Origin of the sequence: Methylomicrobium sp. Wu6 (assembly GCF_035916875.1) — a bacterium.
Classification (GTDB): domain Bacteria; phylum Pseudomonadota; class Gammaproteobacteria; order Methylococcales; family Methylomonadaceae; genus Methylomicrobium.
In genome coordinates this window covers 18,256-33,431 of sequence record NZ_JAXUHN010000072.1, presented here as the reverse complement: position 1 = coordinate 33,431, position 15,176 = coordinate 18,256, and the positions used below count along the sequence as shown (strand labels likewise).

Sequence of the window (15,176 nt, the reverse complement as noted above, 5' to 3'; positions counted from 1 at the left end):
AACTCAATGTCGCAGGGCGTCCCATACAGCCAACGCACCGACCATCGTCAAAGGCAAGATGCCGATATGAAGCCTGCGAGAATTTTCCATTGTGTTTTTTCATGTCAAGTATATTTTTGATCTGAAACTGCTTTGGCACGCGTTCCGATCAACGGCGCAGTCAACATCGCGGTGATGATACCGACCGCGACAGTAAACCCAAACGCATGCACGATCTCTGTCGAACTGACCGCAAGCAGGCCGAAGGACAGCAAGGTCGTCAGGCCGGATAGGGTAACGGCCAGCGAGGTGCTGAGCCGCCTTTCGCCGGCAAGGAAAAAAAACGCCGCATAATCGACGCCGATCCCCAAGACCAGCAGCAAGGCAAACAGGTTGAATAGGCTGAACAGTTGATTGAACCAACCGGTCATCGCGAGCGCTGCCAGCGCCGAGACAAGCGGGATAGCCATCACGGTCGCAGCGCCGCGCCAGCCGAATTTGAAGCACAAGCCGGTTAACACCAGCGCGAATGCCGAGAACAGCAACACGCTGGCCCTGATCCGATAGCGCGCGAAAAGCGATGACAATTCTTCGACATGATCGACCCAGACAACGCCGGGTAATTGCTGTAAAGAGGTCAACGCGGCGAAGTCCTGGATTTGGCTCAAAGCCACGATGCCGGAACAGCGATCTTTTGCGCAGCCGAGCCATAATGACTGTTTGCCTTCATCGGCCATCACCAGCCAATCTTCCAGCTTCAGTGTGTTGCGTTCGGCATCTATAATGGCTTTCGCTTCGGCGGCGACGGCAGCGCGGTCAAAGCCAAGATTGGTCATGTAACGTTCGGCTAGGCCGGAATCGAAAAGTTTCTGTTTCACTAACCGATAATTGTTCCGCTGAGCTTCAGGATCGGGCCAGTAACGACTGAGACCTTCGTAAGACTTCAGTGCCTTGTTCTGCACCAATGTTTCGAGTTTTTCCAGCAACTGTTGCTCGTTGCGATGCCATTCCTTCTGATCCTTGCCAGAAACCAGAAAAAACTGGCTGTCCCTGACCTGCAAAAGCTGGCTGATTTTTTCGGCGCTTTGCAGCAATGCCGGCGGCGCGGACTGAAGCAGGCGCACATCGTCACGCGGGGTCAGTTTCCAAATCCCGGAGGCCAACACAATCAGCAGCGTAGGAGCAAGCCAACTGCGATTTTTGGCAACCCACGCGGGCCAATCACGTTCCCAAATCACGGCCAGCTTCAGCAAGGCAGGTTCATGCGCGAACTGAAACCCGGTCAACAACATTGGAAACAATAACACGACTGTCAGCCAGGCGGCGAACAGTCCAACCGCGGAAAACAACGCGACTTCCTGAAGGCCCGGAAACGGCGAAAAACCGAGGCCCGCATAGCTCAACAAATTGCTAATCAAACCCAGAAATAGCGCCGGAAAAATCGCGGCGAGTCCTTTGCGTGGATTCCAATCCCGTTCGCCGAAACTGTCGCAAAGATAATGCTGCGCGTAGTCATCTACCACGCCAATCAAGCTCGCGCCGAACACCAGGGTGATGATATGAATCTTGCCAAATACCCAGATACTGATGATCAAGGCAGCAACCAGACCGCTGGCGATCGCGGTTGCTGACAGCAACAACGGCCTGACGCTTCGAAATGTAAACCAAAACAATAAAATGATGCCGATGCTGGAGCCGGCACCGACCGTCGAGATTTCCTGCTTGGCCGATTCTGAACCGTAAGCGGTGAACAGTGGCAAGCCGGAAACCAGCAATTCGCCGCCAGCCTTTTTTATCTCGGCCGTCGCGTTTTGGGTCAGTTGCAGCAGATTTTCGAGCTTTTCCAGCGGCAACTGGCTGTTGTCGAGATCGGCCAGCAGCAACGCCCAAACCTTTTGCCCGTCCCGAAGCACCACGACACCCTGCTCCAGATTCAAATTGTTCGGTTTTTGCGAATTCATGGTGCGCCCGAACAAGAGCAGCGGATCGCGTTCCAGCATCGCGGCCTGCATCTGACCGACCGGGCTGTACAGCATTTCGAGGTTCTGGTCGAGCAGGGCTTGTGGATTCGTCTCCAGCAGATTGCGCGTTTTCGCATCGAGCAATTGATAACGATAAGCGAACAGTTGCTTGTATTGATTGACGGCCTGATCCTGCGAAATCTTCAACGTAATTTTGCCGAACAGCCCGCTGTCGCTCATCTGCCGCTCAAGCTTTCTGGCATTCGCGATCGCCGCCTCGGCACTGGCCGCGCCGCTGAGCCAGATCACCTTGCGGTTGATCAATTGACTATGCCGCTCGATAGCCTCGGCGATTTCGGGGCGTTGCTCGATTTTCGGCAATAATGCCAGAAAGCCAGTTTCGAGCCAGTCCCGGCTCAACGTTTTGAGGCCGAGGGCGCCGAGCAGCAGCATCCCAATCAGCCAGACACACGCGCTAACGCGGGGATGATAAACGTTCAAAATCGACTACCTGTGCGGGTGTCAAAGTTTCGGGATGGGTGATCTGTTCGAAGGTGATGCGAGTGAAATTGCCGTTCGCCTCGCGGATGTCGAGCTGTTTCAGTTCCTTGTCGCCAGTCAATTGCATGCCGGTGATGATCTTTTGCATTAACGGGTCCTTCGGTTGCAATTGCAACTGCCATGCGCCTTGGCCGTTCGCGCCGGCAATGGCGAAGCCTTCGTTCATCAACTGCAAATCACCGCCGAACATCGCGGTAAACACCCGGCCGAACGCAGGCGGCAGGTTTTGTTCGCCCTGCGTCGTCAATAAACGCGTCTGATTGACCAACAGCACCGAAGGCACCGGCGACAGCGTTTGCCAGATCACGCCCTGCTTACGGTGATAGGTAAACGTACCTGTTGAAATCAGCGGCTTTTTCAAGATTTTGATGTTTTTTTCCTGGCGGAAGCGGCCTTCGGTGATCTCGTTTTTGACCAGGCGCGCGCTGATGTCGACGAGCAGATCGGCCGCCTGACTGGCTTGCAGGGGCAGCAGTAATAAAATAATAGCCAACAATCTCACGGCGCCTTGACTCCCAATTTTTCGAACAACACCGGCGGCGACTCCAGGCACATTTCTTTATTCAACATATTCACCGCAACTTGAATCGTATGTCCCTTGACCAGTTTGACGCCGGTCATTGAATCGGTCATCAAATATTCGATCTTCAGGCGGTTTTCCCATTCGGCGATTTCGGCTCTGACCTTTACGTTCTGCCCGAACACAGCGGACTTCACATACCGGATACGCAGATCGATAATCGGCCAGGCATAGCCCGAATCGCGCATCGCGAGATAGTTGTAATCGATCCGGTCGAGCAACGCGCAGCGGGCGATTTCGAAATATTTGGCATAATGGCCATGCCAAACGATCTCCATCATATCCGCATCGTGAAAAGGAATTTTAAGATCGATTTCGGCGTGGTGAGTCGGTTTCTGCAAGTTAAATTTCCTGAAAGTAAAAGCCGAGAATTGCCGGCTATTTTATGTTAATTTGCCGCAACGCAGGAAAGAAACGTCATCGCATCGTCTTGCATGTCGAATGCCGTTGCGTTAGACTCCGGCGAATCCATAAAAGGAACCACCGGGCATTAACGAACCCGGCCGCCAACGATGAACTGATGCAAGAGGTATTTCATGCAATTTTTTCGGATGCAGTCACCGGAATACAGTTCCGATAGCCAGGACTTATCGATCAATGGCAATCTGGAGTATGTTTACCGCTTCCCCGGTGTCAGTTGTAACGCTTGCAAAGCAACCTATGGCGGTAGCCGCATTCTCGCCTTCGAGGCGCCGCCGCAAATCCGCAACGACCAACGCTTCCGCAGCCGCTGGCCGATTTCGGAAGAGGAACATGCCGCAATGCAGCAGGAAGTTGCCGCTTATCTCGATACCGATTTCGCGGCCTTCGAAACCTTCAGGCCGGGTGACAATTTTCAGCCCGCCTATTACGACAGCCCTTCGATTCCCCATACCGATTTTTTATGGCCGAACATCCGCAGCTTTGTCGTCTCGGCACGGATGAAGCAAATGGTGTTTGACGAGTTGGCCGGCGACGTCGAAATCGTTCCGGTCAGTCCCCGCAAAATCGGCAAACGCAACGGCTCGACATCGCCTTCCGCCCCCGACTCCGTCAATCCGGAAAATCATATTCATGGACCGGCAACGATCGAACCGTATTATCAGATTCTGGTGCGCGCAGTATCGGATTACCCGAAAGGCGGCGCGCCGATTTCGGTGTGCCCGGTATGTAGACACGAAGCGATCGATGACGAAAAACGCGAATTGGTCATGCGCGAAGAGATGTGGCGGGGGCAGCCGATTTTTTTGCTCAGAACGACGCTGTATGTTGTCGTAACCGAAGCGCTCGCCGAAAAAATCCAAACGTCCGGCGCGACCAATGTGGATTTCGTGCCGGTTTAGGATTTCGCCTAGAAAAAGGACATTTAACAGGTCATACAGTGCGGCCTGCATGGCGTTTCTTCTGGCGCTACTCAGCTTCCTGCATCGCAGCGCTCGACCTCCGACTAACTTAACACGTTTTCTTTAATTTATTTCCGGCTGAATCGCATGGGTTTTTATTAATGGCACGGGATCCCAATTCCGCACCGCCCAATCCAGCAGTTCCGAGCAAGATGCCTGCTCAAGCCGAACCGGCGGCTTTTGCTGCAACAATTGCAACAATTTAAACATCACGACGTTCGTACTCCGCAGGGTAACGGCTTCGGCCAGCGTTTGCTTGCTGAGCTTGTACCCATGGCTGTCGATGACGACCGGCACATGCAGGTAGGAGGTCGCCGGCAAACCGAGCAGTTGTTGCAGAAAAATCTGTTTGGGAGTCGAATCGACGAGGTCGAATCCTCTAACGACATGCGTGATGCCTTGCAAATAGTCATCGATTACGCAGGCGAGTTGATAGGAGACGATGCCCTCCTTGCGTTTCAGGATAAAGTCGCCATGCTCGGCCCCAAGGTTTTGGCGAATGAGGCCTTGCAGTTTATCTTCGAAGACAATGTCGCGCTCATCGCTTCTGATGCGCAAGGCGTAAGGCTGGCTGGATGGAATAACGGCACGGTTTCGGCACAGCCCCGGATAGATATCGTGCGAGACACCCACGCTGGCCAGCTCGGCCAGCATTTTGCGGCTACAAATACAGGGATAGACCAGGCCTTCCTGTTGTAACCGAACCAACGCCTGTTCGTAGTCAGCCAAATGTTGGCTTTCGTAATAAACAGGGCCGTCCCAATGCAGGCCGTAAGCGTCCAGGGTCTCTACTATGCTGTCGATGGCACCAGGTACATTGCGCGGGGTATCGATGTCGTCGATACGCAGCAGCCAAAAGCCGTGGCGGGCACGCGCATCAAGAAAGCTCGCAAGCGCCGTATAGAGAGAACCGAGGTGCAAGGGTCCGGTCGGCGATGGCGCAAACCGGCCGACATAGGGCTTAGTGTCCGCCACGGCGCGGCGAAAGATCAACCCATTTGTTTTTCGCGGATTTCATCCAGGGTTTTGCAATCGATGCACAAGGTCGCCGTAGGACGCGCTTCCAGACGGCGGATGCCGATTTCGATGCCGCAAGATTCGCAAAAACCATAACCGCCCGATTCTATCTCTTTCAGCGCTTCGTCGATTTTCTTGATCAATCGGCGCTCGCGGTCGCGGGTCCGCAGTTCAAGGCTGAATTCGGATTCCTGCGTGGCCCGGTCGTTCGGATCCGGAAAATTGGCCGCGTCATCCTGCATGTGGTGCACGGTGCGGTCCACTTCCTTCATCAACTCTGCTTTCCAATTTCTTAGAATGTTCTCGAAATGCTTTAATTGAGCATCATTCATGTATTCTTCGCCTTCTTGCTCCACATAAGGCGTAAAACTGAACGGCGATGCACCAACTTTAGAACTTTCTATCATCCAATAACTCCCAAAGGATAGGCTAAATAAATCCTACATTTTTAGCAGAATAGTTACGGGTTGGCAAGATTTATTGGTATCATCTGAATTTTAGAAACGAACGGCAACAGCATGAGCTTACGGGTAGCGGAGCGGATTTCGGGCATTCAGCCTTTTTATGTGATGGAACTGTTAAGGCGCGCCAAGGAACTGGAAGCAGAAGGCAGGTACATCATCCATATGGAAATCGGGGAGCCGGATTTTACGACACCCCAAACGATTCTGAAGGCGGCGATAGCTCATACCGCAACCGGCGATGTCAAATACACATCGGCAGCGGGATTACCTGAACTCAGAGAAAAAATCGCGGCATTCTACCGCCTGAAATATGGCGTGAAGATCCCGGCACGGCGCATCTTTGTGACACCGGGAGCAACCGGCGCCTTTTTGCTGGCATTGGGCGCAAGCCTGAATCCGGGCGAAGAGGTGTTGATGGCCGACCCTTGCTATCCCTGCAACGCTAATTACGTGCAGCTTTATGACGGTAAAACGCGCACGATCCCGGTCGACGCGTCCAGCCATTATCAATTGACCGCCGACTTAATCGAGCGCCATTGGTCGGCCAATACCAAAGGCGTATTGATCGCCTCGCCTTCCAATCCGACCGGCACGATGATTCCGCGCGCCGAATTCAAAAAAACGATCGCAACGACCAATCGGATGTGCGGCTGCTTTTATTCTGACGAGATTTATCATGGCCTCGTGTATGGCGCGCAGGCCGCAACCGCGCTCGAATTCAGCGACGAAGTCTTCGTGATAAACAGCTTTTCGAAATATTTCGGGATGACCGGTTGGCGTATCGGCTGGCTGATCGTGCCGGAAATCTTTATCGACGCGACCGAAAAACTGTCCCAGAACATCTTCATTTCAACTTCCAGCGATGCCCAGCATGCCGCGTTGGCCGCATTCGACGAATCCACACTCGCCGAACTGGAAAACCGGCGCCTGGAGTTCGGAAAACGCCGCGATTTCCTATACGACGCGCTGCTGAGGCTCGGTTTTGAGATCCCTATCAAACCGGAAGGTGCTTTTTATATCTATGCACGGTGCGCAAAATTCACCGACGACAGCTTCAAGTTCGCAATGGATCTGCTCGAAAGCGAAGGCGTCGCGGTCACCCCCGGCAAGGATTTCGGCACGCATGAGGCCCATCATGCCTTGCGCTTCGCCTACACGACCTCGCTGGACAGATTGGCGGACGCGATGCGGCGCCTGGAGCGCTTCATCAACAAAAAGTAACTCAAGACAGCCGCAACATCATTCCGGGCTTTATTTTTTCCTGTCATCTTCGGTCATCAACCGCGCCGCCAGCGCATGATCCGAAAACTTCTCCAGCGCATGGCCGACCTGATGGCAAATACCGCCCTGCGCCGCGTAATCGTTGCTGAAATCATGAATAAAATCCATCACGGTATGGTCGATCAGATAGCCGTTCGAGAAATCGAAAATGATCGTCTTGCCCTTTTCCAAAACTTCCAACGCCTGTTTTAACGGCAAGTAGTTCGAAAACAGCGCCGAACCCGACAGTTTGACGACGATCGTGTCGGGCCGGGTTTGTTCGATCGAAAAATGGATTTTTAACATATTTTCCAGCCATACGCCGCGTGCGATGTGGATGCCCAGTTTGACCGCGATGCCGAGCAGCACGCCGATCAGCAAATCGGTCGCCAAAACACCCAGCATCGTGATCACGAACAGCCCCAGTTGTTCCGCACCGATCGCCCAAACCTGGCTGAAGGTTTTGGGCGACGCCAGCTTGAAACCGGTATACACTAGCAGCGCCGCCAACGACGCCAGCGGAATGTTATGGATCAGGTGCGGAAACAGGGCGACAAACGCCAACAGAATCAGGCCATGAAAAAAATTGGCCCAGCCGGTTTTAGCGCCGTACTGGATGTTCGACGAACTGCGCACGATCTCGGCAATCATCGGCAAACCGCCGATGAAACCGGCGACAGTATTGCCTAAACCGACTGCGGCCAGGTCTCGATCAAGATCGGATTTGCGCTTATACGGATCGAGCTTGTCGACCGCAGTCGCGCTCAACAGGGTCTCGAGGCTGCCGACAAGGCAGATGCTGAGCACCGCGCTCCAAAACTCCAACGTCAGCGCCTTCGAATAATCGGCAAATTGGAAAAAAGACGACCATTCGTCGGGAATATCGACCAAAAAACGCGGCGCGATCGCATGCGCATGGTCGGCTTGTATCTCCGCGTCCGATAAGAATGGATGCCAATGTTCATGCTGCACGCCGAAAATCTGCCCAAGCCCCATGCCGGTCAACAGCACGACCAACGGCGCGGGAATCGCTTTTAATTTCGGATGTTTGAGCCGGGGCCAAAAAATCAACACCGCCAGCCCGCTGAGGCCGATGAAGGCAATCACCGGATCTGGATTCAACAAGCTGTGCGGAATCTGCGCGATCGTCGCGAAGATGCTGCCGGGTTCCGGACTCGCCCCCAGCATCACATGGCTTTGTTTCGCGATGATGATGATGCCAAGCCCCGCCAACATGCCGTGCACGACCGCGGGCGGAAAATATGCGCTGTACTGGCCGGCCTTATAAACACCCATCAATACCTGCAAGGCGCCGGCCAGCATGATCGCGGCGAGGGTATAACGGTAGCCGGCCAGCACATCGCCGTCGCCGAGCGTTTGCACCGCGCCGAGGATCACGACGATCAAACCCGCGGCAGGTCCGTTGATCGTCACATAAGAGCCGTTCACCCGCGATACCAGGAGGCCGCCGACAATCGCGGTGATAATGCCCGCCGACGGCGGAAAACCGGAGGCGACGGCGATACCGAGGCATAACGGCAACGCAATCAAAAACACAAAAAAACCGGCGAAAAGGTCGCTGCGCCAGTTTGTCTTTAAGGCATCCAGGCCGGTTTCGTGCGGCATTCCAGATTGCATAGTCATCAATAAACCTCGTTTTGGTGGATTAGGACAGTCCCTTGCAAAGTCGCACAGGCACTGGAATTTTTCTTACGGCTTGCCGCCAAGTTGGGCAATCATCACATCGGCAAATTCACTGCACTTGATCTCGGTCGCACCCTCCATCAGACGGGCAAAATCGTAAGTCACCTGTTTACCGGCGATCGCGGCATCCATCGCGCGGATCACCAAGTCGGCCGCTTCGGTCCAACCGAGGTAGCGCAGCATCATCTCGCCGGATAAAATCAACGATCCGGGATTGACCTTGTCCAGATCCGCGTACTTCGGCGCGGTACCGTGGGTGGCTTCGAAAACCGCCGCGCCGTTTTGGTAGTTGATGTTGCCGCCGGGCGCGATGCCGATGCCCCCGACCTGCGCGGCCAAGGCATCGGACAGGTAGTCGCCGTTCAGATTCAAGGTCGCGATCACCTCGAAATCGTCCGGGCGGGTCAACACCTGCTGCAGAGTAATGTCGGCAATCGCATCCTTGATCAGTACCCTGCCCGCTGCCAAGGCATCGGCCTGTTCCTTATTCGCGGCCGCTTCGCCCTGGGCGGCCTTGGTTTTTTCCCATTGCACCCAGGTGTAGGTCCGCTCGGGGTATTCCCGCTCGGCGAGCGCATAGGCCCAATTGCGGAACGCGCCTTCGGTATACTTCATGATGTTGCCTTTATGCACGATCGTCACGCTTTTGCGTTGGTTGACCAGGGCATAATCGATCGCGGCGCGCACCAGACGTTCGGTTCCTTCCTGCGAAACCGGCTTGATGCCGATGCCGGAAGTCGCGGGGAAGCGAATCTTCGCATAGTGCTTCGGAAAATGTTCCTGCAACAGAGCCAGAAAACGCTGGTTCTCCTCGCTGCCCTGCTCGAATTCCAGCCCCGCGTAAATGTCTTCGGTATTTTCGCGGAAAATCACCATATCGACCGATTCCGGTTTTTTAACCGGCGAAGGCACGCCTTTGAACCAACGCACCGGACGCAGGCAGACGTAAAGATCGAGCATTTGCCTGAGCGCCACGTTCAACGAGCGAATGCCGCCGCCGACAGGCGTGGTCAATGGCCCCTTGATCGAGATCAGATAATCGCGGCAGGCGTCGACCGTCGCGTCCGGCAGCCAGGTACCGAACTGGCGAAAGGCCTTTTCGCCGGCGAAGATTTCGAGCCAGTGGATCTTGCGTTTACCGCCATAGGCGCTCGCGACCGCCGCATCAAGCACGCGCACGGTCGCCCGCCAGATATCGGGACCGGTGCCATCGCCTTCGATATAGGGTATGATCGGATTGTCCGGAACGGTCAGTTTGCCGTTCTGCATAATAATCGGGCTGCCGCCGGGAGGCGGGATGAGCGTGGGACCTGTCATGACGACTCCTTCGAAATCGAATAAACTGACTGGATTGCCGCCGTTGGCATGGCTTGCGGCATTTGTAAAAAGCGCTGAACTCGCATCATAGCAAAAGGGAATGCATTTGTCTTACCTGAGATAACAAGATTGAAACGCTTATTTTTTGCCTTATGGCCCGATGCTGAAACGCGGGCAAAATGCGCCGCCGTGGCTTCCGTGCTCAAACAGGCCGGACGTCCTGTACACGCCGACAATCTGCATGTCACGCTGGTTTTTCTGGGCGGCATCGAAGATGCGACCGAAATGAAGCTGGTCGAAGCGGCGGCGTTGATAAATTTCCGCCCTATCACGATTAAATTTGCGGCGTTGAATTATTGGCGCAAACCCCGCATCATTTGCCTGACCGGTAAACCGGCAGATTCCGCGACCGTAAATCTGGTCGATCAACTGAATACGCTCGCGGCCTCATTAAGTATTCCGGTCGATGACCGACCTTATCAGGCGCATGTGACCTTGCTCCGAAAAGCCAACACCTTACCTTCCTTGACCTTTGAGCCGATAGTCTGGCAGAGCGATTCTTTTTGCCTGGTCGAATCCTGCGGAGGGTCGGAAGGCGTAACCTATCGCGTGCTGAAAACCTGGCGAACGCCTGAAACCGAACCGCATCCCGGATTAACACAGCCGGAAGGTGCGATTATAATCGACGACACATCTTCCGCTGACCATTCCTGAAACGCCATGCCCTATTTGAAACTAAATACCAATGTTGCCATCGAAGACTCGCAATCGCCGAAGCTGCTAAGCCAATTGTCCCAATTAGTGGCCAAGGAAACCGGCAAGCCCGAGCGCTATGTCTTGGTCGAACTAAACGCTGAAAAAGCGATGCTTTTTGCGGGCAGCAGCGACCCTTTAGCCTTTCTCGAATGCAAGAGCATCGGCTTATCGGCAAAACAGGCAAAGTCATTGTCCGCCGCGCTGAGTCAATTACTCTGGACAACGCTGACGATTCCACCAGAGCGGATTTATATCGAATTCAGTAATTGCCCGGCCGAATTCTGGGGCTGGAACGGCTCGACGTTTGATTAACGGAATATTCTGACGTCTTATTTTGTTGCATACCTGAACCGGGAGAGAACCATGAACGACAAAGAAATGGTCGCGCACCATGCCGCGCAAAAAATCAAAGAAGGAATGATCGTCGGTCTCGGCACGGGCTCGACCGCGAACTGTTTCATTGAAGCGCTCGCCAAGCGCCATCATCAGGAAGGCTTACAGGTCAAGACGGTCTCCAGTTCCGTGGTCAGCGCGATCAAGGCGCGCGAACTCGGCCTGCCGTTGATTGCGATCGAGCAATTGACCGGTCTCGACGTGTATGTCGACGGCGCCGATGAGGTTGCGCCGGACATGACGCTATTGAAAGGCCGTGGCTTCGATCTGGTGCGCGAAAAGCTTTTGGCCGGGGCGAGCCGGGAATTTTGGGTGTTGATCGATCCCGGCAAGCGTGTTAGCCGCATCGGCGAACGCTACCCAATCCCGGTCGAAGTGATTCCCTTTGCCTGGCAAATGGTCAGGGAAAGTCTCGCGGCTATTGGCGGCAAGGCCGAACTGCGGCAAACCGCAAACAAAGACGGGCTGGTGGTGACTGCGCACGGCAGTCTGGTGCTGGATACCGTTTTTGCGGAAACATTCGACAGCCACAAACTGGATACGGTGTTGAACGGGATTCCAGGCGTCGTTGAACACGGCATTTTCAGCCATCTGGCAAGCGCGGTGTTTTGCGCCAAGGATGGGCGTGTCGAAGAGCAAATTGCCTGATTGCTACGGGGCGAATCAATCGCCCCGTATTCACGAGGAACATAGCCAGTGACGCACTGCAAGATCGTGGAAGCGATCAAAAACTCTCTTTACCGGCAATCTTGCCTTCGCCGTCGACGGACACCGACCAATTGACGCCGGAAACCTTGATCGTAAAATCGTATTCCTCGCCCGGCCCGTTCGGATTGGCGACCTGAAGCGCTTCCTGTATTTCGTAAGCCGGAAACTCGGCCTTCAGATTATCCAGAGTTGCCGGCGGCAGCACACCCGAAGCATCGATCACTGGCGCACTGACAAAAAAATGTCCATTCATGCGGTAGTATTCAATCACGGATTCCTCGCCGTCCTTGAAATGTATTTGATACAGGTCCTGATTGAAATGCTTTTTGGTCAGGGCGCTGATATTAGTCGCATTCGGATGTTTCTTATATAACTGCTCAGTCACCGCGGCCGGCAAGCCGTCTTTGCCCAACGGCTCGGCATGCACGGAAAATGAAACCATCGCGGCTGCGGTCAGCAGCGATTTTAAGAAGATTTGACGCATATTTTCTACCCAATAATTTAATTATACTTATTAAAATGTTGCCGAATTGTAAAAAATAAACCCTACACTATTGCAGTTTATTATTTATCATAAAGCCGCCCGAATTATACCCAATATTCATCAAATATCGGAAAAGCAACATCATCCAATCGCTCACTCTATCTACGCCTTACCTTCTTAAACAATTTCGAACACCCATGCCGAATTCACCCCACGCCAAATCTGCCAAGCTAACCTCCGAACACTGGATTGCCTTTCTGAGTCTCGCCGGCATCGGCGTTTATCTGTTACTCCATTATGGGCTAGCGTTGATCGGCAGCCAAACCTATCGCCTGACACTATCGGCCGCGTTCGGGCCGGTAGCGTCGCCGTTTTTCGAGCAAAGCTTCGATTATGCCTTTGCACTGGCGCAATTGCCGCTGATCGCGGTGCTGGTATTGGGCGGCCTGCCTTTACTCTACCGTCTGCTCGTCAAGCTGCTGCATGGCGACCTGGGCGCCGATCTGTTGGCCGGAATTTCGATCTTGACCGCGGTATGGCTGGACGAATGGCTGGCCGGCAGCCTGGTCGTATTGATGCTATCGGGCGGTGCGGTGCTCGAAACCTATGCATTGCGCAAGGCGTCTTCGGTACTCGAAGCCTTGGCCAAGCGGATGCCGACAATCGCGCATAAAAAAAACGGCGACACGCTGGCGGACATTACGGTCGAAAAAATCCACATCGGCGATACGCTGTTGATTCTTCCGCATGAGATTTGTCCGGTTGATGGCACCGTACTCGAAGGTCAGAGCACGATGGACGAATCGTATTTGACCGGCGAACCGTATCTGATGTCGAAAACCGCAGGCTCCCAAGTTTTGTCCGGCGCGATCAACGGCGACGCCGCGCTGACGATACGCGCGGATAAACTGGCCTCGGATTCGCGCTATGCGAAGATCATGGAAGTGATGCGCTCCTCCGAACGCTACCGTCCGAAAATCCGCCGCCTTGGCGATCAGCTCGGCGCCTTGTACGCGCCGCTCGCACTCGCGATCGCGGCCATCGCCTGGTTCGACAGCGGGGAGGTCGTGCGCTTTCTGGCCGTGCTGGTGATCGCAACCCCCTGCCCTTTATTGATCGGCATTCCGGTCACGATTATCAGCTCTATCTCGCTGGCCGCACAACGCGAAATCATCATCAAGAATCCAGCGATACTGGAAACCCTGGGACTGTGCCGAACCGCCATTTTCGACAAGACCGGCACCTTGACCTACGGACGCCCGTCCTTGATTGACCTGAAGACCGAGACAGCGCTCGGTACCCACGAGGTTTTAACGTTGGTTGCAAGCCTGGAGCGCTATTCGAAGCATCCCTTATCGGGAGCCATTCTGAAAGCCGCAGAGAAGGCTGCATTGCCCTTGCTGCCCGTCACCGAGATCGCCGAACTGCCGGGACAAGGCATTTCGGGCATCGTCGCCGGCAAAAAAGTCTCGATCACCAGTCGTCATTCAATTGCCAAACAGTATCCCGAAACGCTTGAGCGCTTGCCCGAGATCACCGGCGGCCTGGAATGTGTCGCCCTGATCGACGGCCAGTATGCAGCGACCCTGCAGTTTCGCGACGAAGTGCGCGCGGACAGTTCCTCATTCATCAATCATTTACAGCCGAGCCATTTGTTCGACAAGGTAATGCTGGTGTCGGGCGATCGGGAGTCCGAAGTCCGCTATCTGGCCGAACAGGTCGGCATCGGGCATGTTTATTTCAGTCAAAGCCCCGAACAGAAACTGGCGCTGGTCAGGGCCGAAACCGGCAAGGCCAAAACGGTCTTTCTCGGCGACGGCATTAATGACGCCCCGGCGTTGACCGCCGCGACGATCGGTATCGCGTTCGGGCAAAACAGCGACATCACCGGTGAAGCGGCCGATGCGGTGATCATGGACAGTTCACTGCAGAAAGTCGACGAACTGTTTCATATCGGCGAAAGGATGCGCAAGATCGCGCTGCAAAGCGCGATCGGCGGGATGGCGCTGAGCGTTGTCGGCATGGGGGCGGCAGGCATGGGTTATCTGAGCCCTGTCGCCGGCGCCCTGGCACAGGAGCTGATCGATGTACTCGCAATTTTGAATGCGCTGCGGGCCGCGTTGCCGCCGAAAACGTTGTCCGATTTTTGATCCAAATTACCTATCGTTTCCCCCTTCAGTCCCGATCAATCATAACCATAAGCGCGGGGATCTCTGTAGTCGTTGGCATTGTACTTGTAAAAGCGAATGTCCTCCGACGCACGCGCCAGCTTTTGCTTCAGAATCTGCCGCTCCCGCCAATCCAGACGGCCATCGCGCTTGAAACGGCGTTCTACCCGCTCGATACGATTCTGCTGCCGCGCCAATTGATCGTATTCGTAAGGCGTCAACAGCCCCTTCGCGAGACCTCTTTCGATACGCCGATGCTGCTCGCGCTGCTCGGCATTGACCCTGCCGCCGTGGCCGTGATAATCCCGATAATACGCATCAAAATGCGCCTCGGCGGTGCCGATCAAACTCAAACCGGCCAACAACGCCAAAATCTTTATCATTTTCATGATCTTTCTCCTCAGTTGATGACGACGATAGAGTATCCGCGGCAAGTTGAATC

General features: G+C 54.5%; 15 protein-coding genes. 6 read left to right on the top strand and 9 right to left on the bottom strand.

What is annotated here, in order from left to right; genetic code table 11:
* Positions 1-104: 104 nt before the first annotated feature.
* From U2W12_RS09395 to U2W12_RS09385, 3 genes are read right to left on the bottom strand one after another with little or no spacing between them, the layout of a single operon-like run.
* A complete protein-coding gene (locus U2W12_RS09395) occupies positions 105-2,441 on the bottom strand; it encodes an MMPL family transporter (protein WP_326500416.1) in 2,337 nt (778 codons plus the stop codon).
* Entirely contained in the window at positions 2,416-3,003 is a 588-nt protein-coding gene (locus tag U2W12_RS09390) for an outer membrane lipoprotein carrier protein LolA (protein WP_326500415.1), read from the bottom strand. Before U2W12_RS09390 ends, U2W12_RS09395 begins: the two co-directional genes overlap by 26 nt.
* On the bottom strand, positions 3,000-3,422 hold the full coding sequence (locus U2W12_RS09385; RefSeq protein WP_326500414.1) for an acyl-CoA thioesterase: 423 nt from the start codon (positions 3,420-3,422) through the stop codon (positions 3,000-3,002). Before U2W12_RS09385 ends, U2W12_RS09390 begins: the two co-directional genes overlap by 4 nt.
* Before the next feature lie 195 nt (positions 3,423-3,617).
* Between U2W12_RS09385 and U2W12_RS09380 the strand changes: the two genes are divergently transcribed.
* Positions 3,618-4,403: a hypothetical protein gene (locus tag U2W12_RS09380; RefSeq protein WP_326500413.1), complete on the top strand. Its 786-nt coding sequence runs from the start codon at positions 3,618-3,620 to the stop codon at positions 4,401-4,403.
* Positions 4,404-4,526: 123 nt separating this feature from the next.
* Here the strand turns inward: U2W12_RS09380 and gluQRS are convergent, their stop codons facing one another.
* Both gluQRS and dksA read right to left on the bottom strand, forming a co-directional pair.
* Complete coding sequence (gene gluQRS, locus U2W12_RS09375; RefSeq protein WP_326500412.1) at positions 4,527-5,438, bottom strand: tRNA glutamyl-Q(34) synthetase GluQRS; 912 nt, start codon at positions 5,436-5,438, stop codon at positions 4,527-4,529.
* A 14-nt stretch (positions 5,439-5,452) separates the two neighbouring features.
* A complete protein-coding gene (gene dksA / locus U2W12_RS09370; RefSeq protein ID WP_326500411.1) occupies positions 5,453-5,887 on the bottom strand; it encodes an RNA polymerase-binding protein DksA in 435 nt (144 codons plus the stop codon).
* A 111-nt stretch (positions 5,888-5,998) separates the two neighbouring features.
* On the opposite strand from dksA, the gene U2W12_RS09365 reads away from it, so the two are divergent.
* On the top strand, positions 5,999-7,165 hold the full coding sequence (locus tag U2W12_RS09365) for a pyridoxal phosphate-dependent aminotransferase (RefSeq protein WP_326500410.1): 1,167 nt from the start codon (positions 5,999-6,001) through the stop codon (positions 7,163-7,165).
* A 30-nt stretch (positions 7,166-7,195) separates the two neighbouring features.
* Here U2W12_RS09365 and U2W12_RS09360 read toward each other — a convergent pair whose 3' ends face one another.
* Both U2W12_RS09360 and icd read right to left on the bottom strand, forming a co-directional pair.
* Positions 7,196-8,848, bottom strand: coding sequence for a SulP family inorganic anion transporter (locus U2W12_RS09360; RefSeq protein WP_326500409.1), 1,653 nt, complete (start codon positions 8,846-8,848; stop codon positions 7,196-7,198).
* A 66-nt stretch (positions 8,849-8,914) separates the two neighbouring features.
* Positions 8,915-10,225 (bottom strand): NADP-dependent isocitrate dehydrogenase, encoded by a 1,311-nt coding sequence (gene icd / locus U2W12_RS09355; RefSeq protein WP_326500408.1) that lies wholly within the window; start codon positions 10,223-10,225, stop codon positions 8,915-8,917.
* A 129-nt stretch (positions 10,226-10,354) separates the two neighbouring features.
* Between icd and thpR the strand changes: the two genes are divergently transcribed.
* The 3 genes from thpR to rpiA are packed head-to-tail and all read left to right on the top strand — an operon-like array spanning position 10,355 to position 12,022.
* Positions 10,355-10,939: an RNA 2',3'-cyclic phosphodiesterase gene (gene thpR / locus U2W12_RS09350; RefSeq protein WP_326500407.1), complete on the top strand. Its 585-nt coding sequence runs from the start codon at positions 10,355-10,357 to the stop codon at positions 10,937-10,939.
* 6 nt (positions 10,940-10,945) lie between these two features.
* Positions 10,946-11,293, top strand: a complete 348-nt coding sequence (locus tag U2W12_RS09345) for a phenylpyruvate tautomerase MIF-related protein (RefSeq protein ID WP_326500406.1) — start codon at positions 10,946-10,948, stop codon at positions 11,291-11,293.
* Between the two features lie 51 nt (positions 11,294-11,344).
* Complete coding sequence (rpiA, locus tag U2W12_RS09340; RefSeq protein WP_326500405.1) at positions 11,345-12,022, top strand: ribose-5-phosphate isomerase RpiA; 678 nt, start codon at positions 11,345-11,347, stop codon at positions 12,020-12,022.
* A gap of 76 nt (positions 12,023-12,098) precedes the next feature.
* On the opposite strand, the gene U2W12_RS09335 is transcribed toward rpiA, so the two are convergent.
* A complete protein-coding gene (locus U2W12_RS09335) occupies positions 12,099-12,566 on the bottom strand; it encodes a hypothetical protein (protein WP_326500404.1) in 468 nt (155 codons plus the stop codon).
* Between the two features lie 197 nt (positions 12,567-12,763).
* Here U2W12_RS09335 and U2W12_RS09330 point away from each other — a divergent pair, with 197 nt between their 5' ends.
* The gene (locus U2W12_RS09330; RefSeq protein WP_326500403.1) at positions 12,764-14,716 is read left to right on the top strand and encodes a heavy metal translocating P-type ATPase; all 1,953 of its coding nucleotides are present in this window, start codon (positions 12,764-12,766) and stop codon (positions 14,714-14,716) included.
* Positions 14,717-14,751: 35 nt separating this feature from the next.
* Here the strand turns inward: U2W12_RS09330 and U2W12_RS09325 are convergent, their stop codons facing one another.
* Positions 14,752-15,123: a hypothetical protein gene (locus U2W12_RS09325; protein ID WP_326500402.1), complete on the bottom strand. Its 372-nt coding sequence runs from the start codon at positions 15,121-15,123 to the stop codon at positions 14,752-14,754.
* Positions 15,124-15,176 lie beyond the last annotated feature (53 nt).